The following is a 16529-nucleotide window of genomic DNA, read 5'->3' as shown; positions in this document are numbered from 1 at the left end:
TCAGTACCGATGCCTCCTCGCGTCGATGCTGCCGCAGATAAATCAAACTGCTTTTTTCAGTGCTGCTTTCTCGGCGCGCAATTCCTCAATCGATCTGACATGACGCCTTGCAGCGCCCGTCCAATCGCTCGTTTTGACAGTGGATCTGGAAAGACGATCCTTCGCTGCCGGTACGGCATGCGCGTATTGTGGCAACCAGCGCGCCTGCGCGATCACCATTTCGTCGACCATCTGCCACACCTCTTCCGGTGTCGATACCGCACCCACCAAGGGGTCATGGAGAACAGCAAGTTTCAGAAGGTCGATATCCCCAGTGACAGCTGCATGAACCGACATGCGTTGAACGCTGATCGACGCCATGCATGTCGCCGCACAGGCTTCCGGGATCGTGATGCCGGAGACCATGTTGATGCCGAAACGATCCACGAACCCGGGCGATTCGATGATGGCATCCTGCGGCAGGTTGGTGATAATGCCATTGTTTTTGACATTGAAATGGCCGCGATACACACGCCCTGTTTCCAGCGCCTCAAGAATATGGCTGGCATGTTCGTTTGAACGCTTAGTTGGATCGAGAAGCTTCGATGCCGATTCCAGGAACTGCGGAAATTCCGTTTCGAACCAATTTCGGGTCTCTGTCGAGTGCCGCAGATAACCGCCGGTTTCTCCGTGAATCCAGTCGGACATATCGATCCAACGGGCGATTTCGTCCGGGCGTTTGCGATACCATGGCAGATATTCCGAGAGGTGACCGTTGCTTTCCGTGGAGTAAACACCAAATCGTTTCAACACATCGATGCGCAGCTTTTCCTGCTGCGAGAAAACCGGATGGGCTTCAAACCCGGCAATCAACTCATCCTTACCGATCTTGCGACCATTGAGCTTCAGATCAATAAACCATGTCTGGTGGTTGATGCCTGAGCAGATGTAATCCAGTTCAGAAACAGACTGAGCACCCAGCACCTCTGCAATCTGCTCGGCGCCATGCTGAACGCCGTGGCACAGGCCAACCGTATCGACCTTGCCATATTCAATCGCTGCCCAGGTGTTCATGGCCATGGGGTTGGCATAGTTCAGGAACCTGGCATCTGGTGCAGCGACCTCGCGAATGTCCTTGCAGAAATCCAAGATGACCGGAATGTTGCGTTGCCCATACAGGATGCCACCTGCGCAGATTGTATCGCCGACACATTGGTCGATCCCGTATTTCAGCGGGATGCGAATATCGTCCGCGTAGGCTTCAAGGCCGCCGACCCGCACACAGCTGATGACATATTTCGCGCCTTCCAACGCGCGGCGACGCTCGGTTGTTGCGGTGACCTTTACGGGAAGCCCGTTGGCTTCCACGACACGATCAAGGATCGCTTTGATCATATCGAGATTATGTTGGCTGATATCGGTCAGCGCGACTTCCACATCGCGAAATTCCGGTACGCACAAGAGATCGGTGAACAGTTTTTTGGTAAAGCCGACACTTCCTGCACCAATGATAGCGATTTTGAAACTCATGTTGGCACCTTCGTTTGCGAAAAGAATGCGAAAGTAGGGTAGGGAATTCAATCACGAGAAAATGGAGAAAAAATCGGGAACTCGCCGAATAATATGGATTCTCCTTCGGTATACTCCCCTTGATCCTCTCCTTGAGGCGGGATTATGCTGATAAAAATCGCAAGGGCCAGAGAAGGATTATGCTTTTATGGGTAATTTTGTGCTGCAGGATTTGATCGATCAAGGACCTGTTATGCGGACTGTTTCGTTGCCCCGTGGCAGGCAAACATTGCACACGATGCCCACCAGCAGCGGCTATGAAATCCGCCAGGGTGGCGGCTATGACTGGGATGGTAGAAGGCGCGGGCAGACACCTTTTACTGTCCTGCAATATTGCATAAGTGGTCAAGGAAACCTGCGATATGAGAACAGCACCTACCGCATTGGACCTGGTGAGACCCTGCTTCTGCTCATGCCCCACAACCATCGCTACTGGCTGGAGGAAGATGGGCGATGGGAGTTCTTCTGGATATCCATGAACGGGCAAGAAGCGTTGCGCATCCACCAGGCAGTTCTCTCCGTAACCGGTCCAGTCATCAGGTTGAAGCCAGAAACAATCGATCATCTTGCCTCATGCTGTTCAAGGCTGGTCAACGGCGCTGAAACCCCAGGCAGTGCTTCTGCCGCTGCCTATGAAGCCGCGATGGTGCTTTACGATGACGTCTTCGGCTCCCATCCTTCTTTCGGCGGCGAGTACCGCACGATGCAACAGGTGCTGAGTCACATCGACAGCCATCTGGACAAAAACCTGTCAGTCAATGAGCTCGCAGCCGTGGCGGGTCTTAGCCGTGCACATTTTTCCCGCATTTTTGCTGCAAATGAGGGCGTGCCGCCTGCTGAATGTGTTCTGCAAAAGCGGCTACGACGGGCGGCAAAACTTCTCACCACGGCGGCAAACATGCCCATCAAGGAGGTGTCTGTACTATGTGGATTCGAAGACCCTAATTATTTCTCGAAGGTTTTTCGACGGCTATACGGCATCAACCCGAGTGAATTTAGAAGCACAGGCATGTATTCCAGCGTGCGCGCTTCAAAGTCATAGATTTTGGTTTTGGGCCCGCCTGCGACGAGCACAGGGGACCACGTCCAGGTAACTGAGCTGGGCAACGCCTTACAATCGCAATAGTCGCTCAATTTCATGCTCATCCGCTGCTGATTGCATGGCTGCGACTTTGGCCCGCGTTGCCGCAGCCGCCTTTGCTCTTAGATCTGTGTCATCTATCAATTCGATTATACTCTCCGTCCAGGCCGCGGCTTCGTAAGGCAGGAGTATCTCGGGAGCATTCTCCCGCCCTCCATATGCCCTGGATATGGAGAATACGCCTGCGGCGCCAAACCTGGTTACATCGATCCGCTTCGTTGGTGACCTGCAGTCGTTGACGAGCGACGGTGTAAGCGGAACGAGCATGATGTCGATCGAGCGTTTTGAAGACTCTTCCAGGTACTCGCTCCAACCGACCGGTGATCGAACAACAACACGCTCCATATTCCTCCAAATTTTAGCTGCATGTTTGCCAGCAAAAACTTCAAATCTTGCTTGGGGGCGCTGTGCGAGTATCGCTTTAATAATCGGATGAAGGAAAAGATGCTCTGAATAATGAACACCTGTCGCATGGTACGCGATGCAAATGTTGCCTTCGTCTTCTCTTGGCTCTGTCACCTCCCATAGCCGAGCAGGGGGGGCTGGAGGTACAACGATGGGCGCGACCTGCAGCATTGTGTTGCCGAGCGTCGGTGTTGACACCCAAATCGCGTCAAGAAGGGCGTTTAGCCGTCTGAGAGGGTAGAGGGCCCTATAATACAGAAAAAGACGGTAAGACAGGGCCGCATCATCGCCCGTGATGATCGCGGGTATACTGTCATCCAGAAACAGCACGACGCCTGCAATGCTACCCTGATTAATCTCTATCCATTTCAAAACGCTGGTAGAGGCATAGCGGCATATGATGATGAGTGCGCCGTCCGGATTTAGCGTGGAAAGGTCGCAGTCTCTGATATCCACCAAGATGTAAGGAAGTTGGGGCCTATCTGCAAATCGTCCTTCAAAATAGTAGTCTGCGGTCGGGTTGGGATGGCGGCCAAACAAATAAATCCGGCGAACTGGTTTGCGTGAGGCATTCCCCGCTCCTTTGCGAAGGCTAGGATGGGGGAGCAGCTTTGTAAGATAGTTACGCCAGGATGAAGGTACCATTAGTTCTCGTTCGATCGCCATAAGGCTTAGCAACAGCAGTTGACTTAAAAGGAAGGTGCTTTTTGCCCCGGTTCAAGGGCACTGGCATTGCGCCAGATGTCTGGTGTTCTGACATCAAGACTTCGGGGTAAGACGTCGAGCACATGATCACCAGCTGCAAGGGAGAAATTCGGGTTGTATTGGGGATCGTTTAAAAGGACCTCGCTCCACTCTTCATGCATATACTGTTCCTCCGCAGCAAAGCGCCTTTGTTTTTCAGGCGTATCGTCTGCGAGACGCGAAACCGATTCAAGGTGCGTCAGACGCGCATGAGGTGTCCAGATTATTTTTTTCCCGGAGACACCGAGCTTCAGGCAGTAATCAACATCATTGAAGGCCACGGATAGCTTGCCCTCGTTCATTCCGCCGACGTTCATCCACAGGTATTTTCGGGTCAACAGACATGCGGCGGTAACGGCGCTGATCTCACGCCTTTGAGAAATAAGCCCGCAGTCTTCATCACCATCAGGGTCGCGGAAATGAAAGCTGTGGCGTGCAACCGATCCTGCTCCCAGTGTCACCCCTGCGTGCTGTACGAAACCATCACGAAACAGGAGGAGGGGACCACAGGCGCCGACACGCCCATCATAAAGTTCTACGATCATCCGGTCCAGCCATTCGGGGTGCAATGGGTCGACATCGTTGTTCAGTAATAGAATGTGGTCATGTTCTGCCGCGTTCACACCGATGTTGCAGGCTTTCGCGAAGTTGAACGGGCCCGGAAGTGGAATGCGCCGAATGAGGCCAGCGTTCTCATATCGGGCAAATAGCTGCAACGTATCCGGCTGGCAACTGTCATTGTCGATCACAATAACGTCCAGACCATCGTTTCTTGTTTTTTCAAACAGTCCGGCAAGGCAAACAGAGAGGAGATCTGCCCGATCGCGGGTTGGAATAATGACGCTGACCTTGGACGGTGCAGCAGGAGACGCAGCTGAGAAAATTTTGGCAGGCTGCCTCCGGTCTCGTCGGTGAAGCAAGGGGGCAGGCAAGTGACCAATCTTACCATAGTGTGACGCAGCCAACAGCAAAGTGGCCGCATCCATGCTTTCGAAATCGGGTATATCAGCCAAAGCCTTTACACGGATGGCCGCACCATCTGGTGCAAGCCATCCCGATTGAGCCAAGGGCGGGTTCCATGCGGGTTTAAAAAATGGGTCGACACGTTTTCCGTCCGTATCAATTCTGTCTTCGTCACAATAAACAGCGACTATGCCAGGGTCGTGGACGAGGGGCTTAACAAGCCGCTCGACGGCGTCGGCACTCAGTTCCATTCCAGCAGTCAGGCGGATCCAGAAGCAATTTGGGTTTTGAAGTATGAAATCGCCGTCGCCGGGACCGACGGGAACTTCTTGAATGTCAGGATATGTCTGAGCTGCAAGTGAATCGCGTGTTTTCGCCACCATCCCTGGATCGCCAATGATGGAGACGACGACGTTCGGCCTTTCCAGCCAGTTGCTGAAGTCGGGCATTTTTCCGGAGATATCATTGACCTGGCGCCAATTTTGGTAGGATGGCTCGTTTAAACTGTCGCAAAGACGAACAATCCGAAACTGGAAACCTCTGATATTTCGTCGCTGAAGGAGACGAAGAGCTTGCCACATCGTTTTCGGCGAGTGGCACGCAAGGCGCATTACCATCTCAAGATAGTTCATCGGTCGCGCAGAGAACGTTACACGACTGTCAACGCTGTCGGGCAGATGTAAGGAAATGGCTTCGAGATCGACTGGCATCCAGCCGAAGAACGTCCCACGCCCCTGCTCATCTAGCAGAACAGATCTGGTGACTACCTCAGGAATGCGATTTTTCCTGTGAAGTTTCACAAGACAAGCGCGTTTTTTCCCGGTCCCTGCAGCATCAATTTTGATGGAAACCGGCATGTCGCCAAGGGCATAAGGTGTTTTGGAGTTATTTGCGGTCAACGAAATGTCTGGTTCTTTCATTTCATGCCACATGTTTGTTTGTCGTTTCCCACCTGATTATCAACATCTGGCAACCGCAAAGCTTTAACGCCAAGACTGGGGAACGACAGTCACATCACCACTCGCTCCCGAAATAAAATCTCGATTTTGTCAATTAGGATGTGCTTTTGACTTTGCTAGACAATATGGACGGGTGATGACTTGAGAGCCGTATTGTTGCTGTTGTACGACGCAGGCGCTGAGAGTGTACCTGCGCACGCTATCGCATGGAGAGCCTACATGACGCCAGCAATTAATGTGGGGATGAACATGGGCTACATGCGCTACCGTGAGCGCGATGGTGTGAGACACTTTTACCTCACTGACGCTGGGTACAACAAGATGGGGATCCCGCCGTTTCCGGCATGGGCCTTTCATTCGTATATGGATGAAAACCTGTCCGCCCCGAGACCAGACGCTGAATAGCGGGATGATTCTCTTGGTCAGTCACTTAAAGTTTTTGTAAACGCCAGCGCCTCCTGACACTATGCCAATAGGCTGCCCGACGATTGTAACAAATCGGGTGAAATCGACAGATGGATGACGAGACGCATATATGACGTCTCTCGCCTTGATATCAAAATTCTGACCCGTCAGCATGCTGCCAGCCTTGGTCATGTCGAAACGATAGACGATTGGGTAGCGTCCCAGTTTATCCGGACGCATACCCCTGCCCACCAGTTGGTTGAAACGCTGCGCTCCTAGGAGATCCATGACGATGTCGGGTTCTTCATAACGGAATACGAAATAGCCCTTCATGTCGCTGGTGTCAGCCGATCCCCCGCCTGCCAAAGCGACGGCTTCCAGCAAATTCAGGTCATTGGCGCCGAATTCAATTCGGCTATTGCTTTTTACGGAGCCGAGTACAGTGAAGGTCCGCGGTTCACGTGTCACGAAAATCTGGTCGCCAGGCTGGAGATAGACATTCTCACGCGGATTTTGGAGAAGAGTTTTTAACAAAACCGTCCCGGTCTTGCCCTGTCGGGTCAGCGTCACGTAACTCTCATAGGGTTGAGCGCTCGGGCCTCCTGCCTTTGCAATAACTTCCATGATTGTCTCTGCAACCAGATTCAATGGGACTACAGCAGGGCTATTGACCGCACCCGAGACTGTGACATTGCGGGACGCCGTCGCAGCGCTGTTAATGATGACATCAGGTTCAACGGCCTTGCTTTTCAAGGATGCAAGAATGGTCTGGCGAGCTTGTTCCAATGTTTTGCCAGCGAAAGTAACCAGACCAACATAGGGTATAGCGGCCTTTCCGTCTGGCTGAACGACGATGTCCAATGTCGTCTGCTTGGAGTCGCCGGTAGAAAACAACCCGTCCGACCCTGCTTCGAATATGGTGATTTTCAGCTGATCGCCGATACCAATGACGGGACGCTTAACGGAGCCGCCAATCCCAAATCTGCTTTGCAGTAACTTTCCGTCAAAGGCAGAAATGAGCGTAGCCGAATTCACGTCGATGTCGACAATGTCGAAGACAACGTTCTGCCGCTGCCCAGTTTGATTGATCGACTGCCTGGACTGTTCCACAACATCTGATGCGAGGGGGCCGTCACCAGGCAAATTGTTGCACGAGGTAAGGCCCAGCCCAATCATTAAAAAACCAGCCTTCTTCACAGTCACTCCGTCACGCAAATTCGCACGCACCCATCAAGTAGCAACAAAGTGTTAAAGATGACTGGCACGCATACCGACAGTCCATAAAAAAACTTTTCTGCAACCAGAATATTTGACATGAGACTATCTTGGTCGCAGGAGTATTCGATGTTCGGGTGATTTGCTAACATTTTCTCTGTTCGGACCAACAGCTTTTTGTTGAACCGGAACCTGTGGTGGCGATTAAGATACACATGTGGATCGCGTGATCGTCATTTGAGCAAGATTGGTCACGCTGTTAAAGATTGAATAGTGGTAACGCATGACGGTTGAGATTCTGGGGCGCGCTTGTGTGGCGCCATCCGCAAAAAATGTTGAGGAGCTTTTCGAGCTTCTGCGCCAGGAAGTCTGTGCCGTCAGCGCTATACCGAACGAGCGTTGGGCCAAGGCGCGTTTCTGGCATCCGTCGCGCGGCATCCCGGGCAAGTCATATACGTTCTCTGCGGGCGTTCTGGCAGATGTTTACGATTTTGATCCAGCTGTTTTTGGCATCTCGGCACGTGAAGCATCCTATATGGATCCGCAGCAACGGCTACTTCTTCAGACTGTGTGGCGTGCGCTGGAAGATGCATCCGTTTCACAGTCCGATCTGCAAAGAGAACGTGTCGGTGTCTATATCGGCGCGTCTTCGCTCGACAATGGCAATCTCCAGGTTGAAGATCCAGCGTCTGGCGGCCCGCATTTCATGACGGGCAACACGCTATCCATCATCTCCAACAGAATTTCACATATCCTCGGACTAAATGGTCCGAGTATGACGATCGATACAGCTTGTTCGTCATCGCTAGTTGCGCTGCATCAGGCTGAGCGTGCTTTATGTGACGGTGAAATCGATACGGCGATTGTCGGCGGCGTCAATCTGTTGCTCCACCCCTTCTCATTTATCGGCTTTTCGCAAGCCCGCATGCTGTCCTCGGAAGGACTTTGCCGCGCTTACGGTGAAAACGGCGAAGGTTACGTGCGCGCAGAAGGCGCGGGCGCTGTTGTCCTGCGCCGCACAGACCGCACCTTGAGCGATGCAAGCAGAAGCCGTGCCACACTGGTAGCGTCGGGAATGAATTCTTCTGGTCGCACGAACGGTATTTCCCTGCCATCGCGCGAAGCGCAAGCACAGCTTTTGCGCTCCATATATAATGACAAAGGGATAGATCCGGACGCTCTTGCTTTTATCGAAGGTCATGGAACCGGCACGAAGGTTGGCGATCCCGCCGAGCTTTGGGCTATTGGCTCGGTTCTGGGTAAGGTTCGGTCGCAGCCGCTGCTCATTGGTTCAATCAAGTCCAATATCGGTCATGCAGAACCTGCATCAGGTGTCCTAGGACTGATTAAAGCAGTTTTGTCTCTAGAAAATAACTATTTGCCAGCATCTCTTCATGCCGAAAACCTCAATGAAAATGTTGATTTCGTTGATCTGAACGTTGAAGTCAATCGGTCGGGACAGGCGCTCGCGCGAACCGGCGCTCGACGTCTTGCTGGCGTCAATTCATTCGGGTTTGGTGGCACCAACGTTCACGTCGTCATCTCGGACCCAGCGTCAGTTGAAAAGGCAAATGTCGCAAATGACGGCGGAACGTTCACTCTGTCTGCGCACACGCAGTCCGCTCTTCACAAGTTGCTGGAAGAATATGACGCCCGATTTGCGGTATCGTCCGATGCAGAAAAAGCAGATATTATTTCTGCAACACGCAATCGCTCAATGCTGAAACACAGGTTCGTCGCGGCCGGTAACAGTGCCGATGACATCGCCAACGCCGTGTCGTCCTATCTGTATGATGGGCGCGAGGCCCACTCGCAGATGGGCGAAGTTCCAGGCAAAGCAGTCAAAACGGCATTCGTCTATGCCGGGAATGGCTCGCAGTGGGCTGGAATGGGCGTTGATGCCTATCGCGAGAACAGCGAGTTCAAAAGTAGGTTTGATCATTTTAGCCACTTGTTCGCTGAGCGCGCTGGGATCGACATCGCTACGCTTCTTTTTGCAGATGACCTTGATCAGCATTTGCGGGATACGCGCGTCGCGCAGCCTTTGCTTTTTGCGGTGCAGGCAGCGCTGACCGATTGCTTGGTCAGCTTTGGAGTAAAACCCGATCTCGTCTTCGGTCACTCCGTAGGTGAAGTCGCGGCCGCTTATGCCGCCGGTATCCTAAGTGCCGAAGATGCGACGACTGTTGTATCAATTCGATCCAAGCATCAGCATGCTTTGGCTGGCATGGGCACGATGGCGGCAGTGGTGATGTCGGAGGCGGCAGCCGTGACCTTTGCGCAGCGTCACGGCCTGCATAATATCATGGTCGCAGCCACAAATGCCCATAATTCGGTGACGATTTCCGGTCCGGTCGAGGAGATCAAAGGCTTCAAGGCCGCCGCGCAGGCGACGCGCAATGCCGTGCACATTCTCGATATAAATTACCCGTTCCACCATCCCGTGATCGACGGAGAACGAGATGCCTTTCTTCAGGAAATCCCGTCGCTTACGCCTCAGGGCGGACACACGACATTCATTTCCACAGTCACCGGTGCGGAGATCGGTGGAGAGCAACTGGATGCCAGGTATTGGTGGCGCAACGTTCGAGAACCCATTGCATTCGAGACGGCTGTAAATGTAGCGCTCGAAGCCGGGTGTAATGTCTTCATGGAGATTTCTCCGCGTCCGATTCTGTCGGCCTACGTCACCGAAACCGCCAAACAGCTTTCAGCCTCGGCCGTAGTTTTGCCGACGCTTGCTCGTCCGGGGCTGGCAGATGGTATCGATCCGGTTGAACGGTCGGCGCTTCGCGGTATTTCCCATGGGATAAAGGTTGCGGAAGTCGACGGGCGCTCACGAGGCATCACCGGCATCGATTTGCCGCCATTGCCGTTCGAGAACGCAACCTATCGAGCGAATATGACGTCGGACGCTATCAATGTGTTCGGTCGTGATGGCGCCGATGGCCCATACACCTTGCTGGGATGGCGCACCGATCCAAATGCGTCTGTGTGGAAAAACCATATCGACGCACTACTCTTTCCTGATCTGGCCGGGCATGTCGTGGATGGGAAATCCATCATGCCGGGAAGTGCATTCATCGAAATCGCCGTGCAAGCGGCGAGGGGTTATTATGGCACGCCAGAGGTGGAAATTACCAATCTGGAGATTTTCAGACCGCTCGAACTGCGTGATAACCGGATGGCAGAGCTTCTGACCCGGATATCCCCGGAAACCGGGATGATTGAGATCGCGTCTCGCGAATATATGAGTGAAGACGGGTGGACGATCCATGCGACAGCACGCAGTCGACGTTCCGTGGGCCTTTCCCGTAAGGCTGAACTCAATGTCGTTCCACTTGGCAAGGCAGACGCAATTCTCGCTGCGGAAGCTTATGAAACGGCGCGACGATTTGGTCTGGACTACGCACCGTGCTTCCAGCTTCTGGAGCGAGCCGAGGTTTTTGGTGACCGGCATATCTTGGTCAATCTGCGGCCAGCAGCTTCCCCGGTGCATCCATACCTCACCTACGGCATGGACCCGGTATCGACCGATGCCGCCTTCCACGGACTGGTCGCACTGTTCGGCACCCTGACAGGCGAAATTGATGGCGCGCCTTATATTCCAGTGCGGTTTGGAACGGTCCGAACGGCGTCCTCCGGTCAGCCAATCGTCAGTGCCATCATCCAGATACAGAGGTTCAGCGCAAACAGCTTGAAGGCGCGTATCGAACTCTTGGCTGAAGACGGCACACTTGTTACCGCATTGGACGATTGCCGCTTCCGTCGTACCTGGCTGCGTCAGCACAGCACGCTCGATACGGTCGCTTTCCATTATGAGGCCGTTGCAAGACAGCAGATTTCGTCTGACACGTCGTCCCAAGCGGTTGCTGCCTTGCCTGCGAGCCTTTTCGCCAAAGTGACCCAGGCGCCGGCGGATGAGGCAACGCTGCTTCTGGACGCGGCTGTTCAACGCGCTTGTCACGATATCGCTCTTTTCTTAGCGGGCAAAGACCAGACAGTTTTCTTGTCATCGCTGCCGGGTGATACCGAATTCCAATGTTTCCTTTCCAGCAGCTTGTACACTCTGGAAGATGCTGCAATTGCACAATTCGTCGATACGGGTTGGACCATCCAGGCTGATAGCGGCCTGCCACCACTCAACGATCTGTTGAACGAAATCTACCATCGTTTCCCAGAACGCGTTGCCGAAACCGTGTTGATCAACAACGCTTATCGAGAATCGCTCAAGCGCCTGGCAAAAGGCTCGCATTCCGAGCCGGTCCAGTCGTTGTCCTTCCTCAGTGACGCGACCCTCGACCATGTGCGCCACCACACAGCGCTCGGACGGCGTCGCGAAAAGCTGGTGATCGATGCGGTGCATGCTGCTCTGGCGGATGTTCTGCCGGGTGATGGCTTCACGATTGTCGAAGCCGGTGCCGTCTCCACGGCGTTCAGCAACCGCCTCGCGGATATTGCTGCCCTCAAGGCCGCTCGTCTCGTCATCGTCGAACCCTCCGACCATCTGCGGCGCACGCTTGAAATCGGGTTTGAACGCAATCCGTCTGTCGACTGCCTCGCCCCCGATGACGTGTCGCAACTGGATCGGGCGGATGTTGTCGTCAGCGCCAGCGGTTCTCTCTACGGGCACTTCCGTCAGAATAGCGGCTTGAAAGACGTTTTGCGCACCGCCGCATCCAGTGCCGGTCGCGTCGCGATCGCAGAAACCTCATCGTCGGCTCTGTCCGATTTCGTTTTCGGCCTCACGGAAAACTGGTTTTCCGGCAGCACGACCGCAGAATTCCCGACCGGCCTGTTTGCATCCACCACCCAGTGGGAAGACCTTCTCAAAGAGTGTGGGTTTCGTACGCCTACTGTCGCGCAGTCTGACTCTGTCGAGGGTGGATTGCTGCTGGTACAGGCTGCGACATTCACCAAAGCTGCTACAGGCCATGTCGGCGCCTCCTCTTTCGCATCGGTGTTCGAGGTAACACACAGCGAAGGCGATAGCCCTGTCCTGTCCGGTGGTTTCTCAAAACCTCTGCTCTGCCCGCCCGACGAAGCGCGCGCAGCATTCGACCAGCTGTTTGCAGCAAGCCTTTCCTATCCGCTTGCTGTCATATTTGCTCTTCCCACAGGAGACCCTAATGCGGCAGGCCTTCAGGATGCCGTTTTAACACTGAGCGCCTTTGCGGAAGCAGCACGCGCTCATTTGCGTAGACAAGGCAGTGCGCGTGTCCGTTTGGTCGTCGTCGCGGCTGGCGGATCGCCTGCCGCATCCGATCAGTCCGATCCCGATGCAAGTGGCTTGTGGACATTCGTCAGAGTGCTGCAAAACGAATATGAAGAACTCGATATCTTCCTGTTGGATGCGGCGCTTTCTCCGTCGCAGACGTCGGACGCTGTCATGTCTCTGCTGGCCTACGGTGGTCCTGAGCGGGAGTGGGTATGCAGCGCAAGGACCGGTCTGTTGTCGGTGGTCCGCGCTGTGCCAAGCTATGTTTCCGATGCTGCCAGGAAAACGGCAATGTTTGAAGCGGCGACCATTCAGCAACAAACCAGCGGGCGCGTCGATAGCATCGTCTGGACCCAAGACAAGGTTCCTGTTCCCGGCGCAGATGAAATCGTCGTCAAAGTCGCTGCAACCGGGCTGAACTTCCGCGACGTAATGTGGTCGATGGGTCTCCTGCCTGAAGAGGCGCTGGAAGATGGTTTTGCCGGTGCCACTATCGGAATGGAAATGGCTGGCACGGTCGTGGCTATTGGCTCGGCCGTGACCGATCTTTCCATCGGCGATGACGTGATGGGTATTGGTCCCAAGGCCTTCTCTACACATATGGTCGTTGCCCGTGACGGCGTTACTAAGGTGCCGCATGGTATCGATCTTGCCGCAGCGGCCACGGTTCCCGTCGCTTTTCTGACGGCATATTACGCGATGGTGGAACTGGGTCGTGTCCGCCAGGGTGAGACGATCCTGATCCATGGTGCAGCCGGCGGCGTTGGTCTCGCCGCGTTGCAGATTGCCAAGCTCAAAGGCGCCAAAGTCATTGCAACGGCCGGTACCGTGGAGAAGCGCCGGTTCCTTACGTTGCTTGGTGCGGACCATGTGTTCGATTCACGCTCGCTTGCTTTCGTGGGCGACGTCCTGCGTGTGACGGACGGGGAGGGTGTTGAGCTTGTGCTGAATTCTCTCTTTGCCGAGGCGATGGAGCGCAGTTTCGAACTCGTCAAGCCATTCGGTCGTTTTCTGGAACTCGGCAAACGCGACTACTATTCGGACCGTAAGCTCGCGCTGCGGCCATTTCGCCGTAACATCTCCTATTTCGGGATCGATGCCGACCAGTTGCTTGTCAAAGCCCCTGACCTGACACGTCGTATTTTTGCCGAAATCGGGACATTGTTTTCGGAACGAAAACTCACGCCGTTGCCCTATCGCGCCTTCAATTATGATGAGACGGGTGCTGCGTTCCGTCTGATGCAGAATGCAGGTCACATCGGCAAGATCGTTGTGCGCCCGCCTGTTCAGGGCCAGGATCATGTGCAGCTGTTCTCTAATGAGGTGCTCAAGCTGTCGTCCGGTGTTTATCTTGTCGTCGGCGGTATCGGCGGGTTCGGTCTCGAAACAGCAAAATGGCTCGTCAGCCGTGGTGCCAACCATGTCGCGCTCTGCACGCGCGGTGGTGTCGCAGATCGTGAAACGTTGGATGCCATTGCCGCCTGGAAACCATCCGGCATTAAGGCCACCGTTCACGCATGTGATGTGACCGTTGAAGCGTCGTTAAATTCATTACTGACAGAGTTGCGGTCATACGGTCCTCTCAAAGGCGTCGTTCATGCTGCCATGGTGCTGAATGACGGACTGATTTCCAACCTCGACCGCGAGAAAAATCGCGCCGTGATCGAGGTCAAGGCAATTGGCGCCAGCAATCTTGATCGTATGACGCGCTCGGACGAGCTTGACCTCTTTCTTCTCTTCTCGTCAGCGACAACGATGATCGGCAATCCCGGTCAGGGCAACTACGTCGCTGCAAACGGTTATCTCGAAGGTCTGGCGCGCGGACGTCGGCGTGCCGGGCTGCCTGCACTTGCTATTGGATTTGGCGCGATCGGCGATGTCGGCTTTTTGACGCGCAACACCAATGTCAGCGATATCCTGTCTCGCCGTCTCGGAAAAACAGCCCTCAAGGCGCGCGGCGCCCTTGGCTTTGTCGAACGCGTCATTGTGAATGATACGGGCGCGGTCGATCAGGCTGCGGTCATGATCGCGGAATTGGACTGGACCAGCGCCTCGGCACTGCCGATTACATCGCAACCGCTCTTTTCCGCCATTCCACGCAACGCCGCAGGCGGGACCTCCGGCGGCGACGGTGATCAGATCGACCTGGCCGCGCTGGTGGCTGGCAAGTCGGATGAAGAAGCGCATGCCATTTTGCATGGCTTCCTCGCAGGAGAAATTGCGGCGATCCTCAAAGTTGCGGAAGATAGTGTCAAAGCCGAAAAGGTGTTGAAGGACATCGGTCTGGACAGTCTCATGGCGATGGAACTGGGCGTTGGTTTCCAACAGAAAACAGGCATCGATATCCCGCTGTCAGGCATGGGGGACGGTGCGACCGTTGGTGACATCGTACAAAAGCTGTATGAAAAAGTGACCGCCAATGATAATTCCGATGACGCAGACGATGCTGTGACCGGCACATCGCTGATGGAACAGCTCACCGATAAACATACGGCGGCAGTCTCGGACAGGAAGATCGGTCACAATGGTTGACAACAAAGATCAAAACGATCGGCTTGATGAGACGTCTGAGTCTGCCTTTGTCGGTGTGCTACGCGAGCGTCAGAGCGCGACGGGTCAGAACCGCATGGCACGCATCAACCGACGCTCGCCCGAGCGCGTAAAGCTGCCGAAGCGCTTCGATGAACTGCCGGAATACAAGAAAATCATCGCGCAAAAAGCGATCAGCGATCTCGCGGGTGTCGATAACCCGTTTTACCGGTCCCACCAGGGTGCCGCAGGTGCGACCACCCGGATAGATGGTCGGGAGCTTATCAACTTCGCATCCTATGACTATATTAGTGCAAATACACATCCTGAAGTCCTGAAGGCAGCCACGGTCGCCATCAGTGCTTACGGAATTTCCGCATCTGCCAGCCGCCTTGTTGCGGGCGAGCGGCCCTTGCATGCCATTCTCGAGCAGAAGCTCGCGTCCGTCTATGGCACAGAGGCTGCTGTATGTTTTGTGAGCGGATACCTTACCAATTCCACCATTATCAGTTGCGTCGTCGGTCCAAAAGACCTCGTCATCCACGACGAGCTGATCCACAACAGCGTTCTGTCAGGCGTCAAACTCTCAGGTGCGTCACGTCGTTTCTTCCGGCATAACGATCCTGCAGATCTAGAGAAAATCCTGTCCAGTATCGAAGGAGATTTCGACCGCATTCTCGTGATCGTCGAAGGTGTGTATTCGATGGATGGTGATATCGCCAATCTTCCGGAATTGGTCCGCTTGAGGTCAAAATTTGGCTTCTGGCTGATGGTAGATGAAGCTCACGCGCTTGGAGTTCTGGGTGAGACGGGCCGAGGCACGTTCGAGCATTTTGGCATAGACTCTTCCAGCGTCGATATCTGGATGGGTACCTTGTCTAAAACGGCTTCTAGTTGCGGCGGCTATATTGCCGGAAGTCTTCCACTGATCGAGATATTGAAGGCGCAGGCTGGTGGCTTCGTTTACAGTGTTGGACTTGCCCCGGCATTGGCAAGTGCGGCGCATGCAAGCCTTCTAGTTCTGGAAAACGAACCGGAACGCGTGGCGTCACTCCGTCGAAACGGTAAATTTTTTCTCCAGCTTGCCCAGCAGGCGGGCCTCGATACCGGGCCTAGCGAAGGCTACTCTGTGGTACCGGTGATCGTGGGTGATTCCCTGCGCGCCGTACAACTGTCGAACGATCTTCTGAAAGCGGGTATCAACGCGCTGCCCATCATCTATCCTGCTGTGCAGGAAGGCATGGCCCGCCTTCGGTTTTTCTTGACGAGCGACCACACGCCCGAGCAGATTGCGCAGGCTGTAAAACTGACGGATGAAATATTGCAGGATTTGACGCAACGAAATGTCGGTTTAAGTTCTCTCGATATGCAGCAGGTCGCAAAGCTCTTCATGTAGGGACGC

At 54.3% G+C, this 16529-nt stretch carries 7 protein-coding genes; 3 read left to right on the top strand and 4 right to left on the bottom strand.

What is annotated here, in order from left to right; genetic code table 11:
- Nucleotides 1-42: 42 nt before the first annotated feature.
- A complete protein-coding gene (gene melA / locus ATO67_RS19130) occupies nucleotides 43-1509 on the bottom strand; it encodes an alpha-glucosidase/alpha-galactosidase (RefSeq protein ID WP_067653124.1) in 1467 nt (488 codons plus the stop codon).
- 187 nt (nucleotides 1510-1696) lie between these two features.
- Here melA and ATO67_RS19125 point away from each other — a divergent pair, with 187 nt between their 5' ends.
- Nucleotides 1697-2590, top strand: coding sequence for an AraC family transcriptional regulator (locus ATO67_RS19125; protein ID WP_067652929.1), 894 nt, complete (start codon nucleotides 1697-1699; stop codon nucleotides 2588-2590).
- 69 nt (nucleotides 2591-2659) lie between these two features.
- Here ATO67_RS19125 and ATO67_RS19120 read toward each other — a convergent pair whose 3' ends face one another.
- The 3 genes from ATO67_RS19120 to ATO67_RS19105 form a co-directional block, all read right to left on the bottom strand.
- Nucleotides 2660-3739: a glycosyltransferase family protein gene (locus ATO67_RS19120; protein ID WP_067652927.1), complete on the bottom strand. Its 1080-nt coding sequence runs from the start codon at nucleotides 3737-3739 to the stop codon at nucleotides 2660-2662.
- Between the two features lie 44 nt (nucleotides 3740-3783).
- Nucleotides 3784-5721 (bottom strand): glycosyltransferase family 2 protein, encoded by a 1938-nt coding sequence (locus ATO67_RS19115; protein WP_158667376.1) that lies wholly within the window; start codon nucleotides 5719-5721, stop codon nucleotides 3784-3786.
- Between the two features lie 465 nt (nucleotides 5722-6186).
- On the bottom strand, nucleotides 6187-7362 hold the full coding sequence (locus ATO67_RS19105) for a polysaccharide biosynthesis/export family protein (RefSeq protein WP_067652921.1): 1176 nt from the start codon (nucleotides 7360-7362) through the stop codon (nucleotides 6187-6189).
- 301 nt (nucleotides 7363-7663) lie between these two features.
- Between ATO67_RS19105 and ATO67_RS19100 the strand changes: the two genes are divergently transcribed.
- Together ATO67_RS19100 and ATO67_RS19095 are read left to right on the top strand one after the other, a co-directional pair.
- Nucleotides 7664-15130 (top strand): type I polyketide synthase, encoded by a 7467-nt coding sequence (locus ATO67_RS19100; RefSeq protein ID WP_067652918.1) that lies wholly within the window; start codon nucleotides 7664-7666, stop codon nucleotides 15128-15130.
- Nucleotides 15123-16523, top strand: coding sequence for an aminotransferase class I/II-fold pyridoxal phosphate-dependent enzyme (locus ATO67_RS19095; RefSeq protein WP_067652916.1), 1401 nt, complete (start codon nucleotides 15123-15125; stop codon nucleotides 16521-16523). The genes ATO67_RS19100 and ATO67_RS19095 overlap by 8 nt, the downstream gene beginning before the upstream one ends.
- Nucleotides 16524-16529: the final 6 nt, after the last annotated feature.

This window comes from Agrobacterium bohemicum (genome assembly GCF_001562555.1).
GTDB classification, from domain to species: domain Bacteria; phylum Pseudomonadota; class Alphaproteobacteria; order Rhizobiales; family Rhizobiaceae; genus Agrobacterium; species Agrobacterium bohemicum.
Note: the sequence above shows the minus strand (reverse complement) of the source record. Positions and strands in the feature narration are given on the sequence as shown.

Bases quoted from the DNA above. Each gene is read 5' to 3' on its own strand.
- ATO67_RS19115 (WP_158667376.1), bottom strand. From the start codon at position 5,721: ATGAAAGAACCAGACATTTCGTTGACCGCAAATAACTCCAAAACACCT.
- ATO67_RS19120 (WP_067652927.1), bottom strand. From the start codon at position 3,739: ATGGTACCTTCATCCTGGCGTAACTATCTTACAAAGCTGCTCCCCCAT.
- ATO67_RS19125 (WP_067652929.1), top strand. From the start codon at position 1,697: ATGGGTAATTTTGTGCTGCAGGATTTGATCGATCAAGGACCTGTTATG.
- ATO67_RS19100 (WP_067652918.1), top strand. From the start codon at position 7,664: ATGACGGTTGAGATTCTGGGGCGCGCTTGTGTGGCGCCATCCGCAAAA.
- melA (WP_067653124.1), bottom strand. From the start codon at position 1,509: ATGAGTTTCAAAATCGCTATCATTGGTGCAGGAAGTGTCGGCTTTACC.
- ATO67_RS19095 (WP_067652916.1), top strand. From the start codon at position 15,123: ATGGTTGACAACAAAGATCAAAACGATCGGCTTGATGAGACGTCTGAG.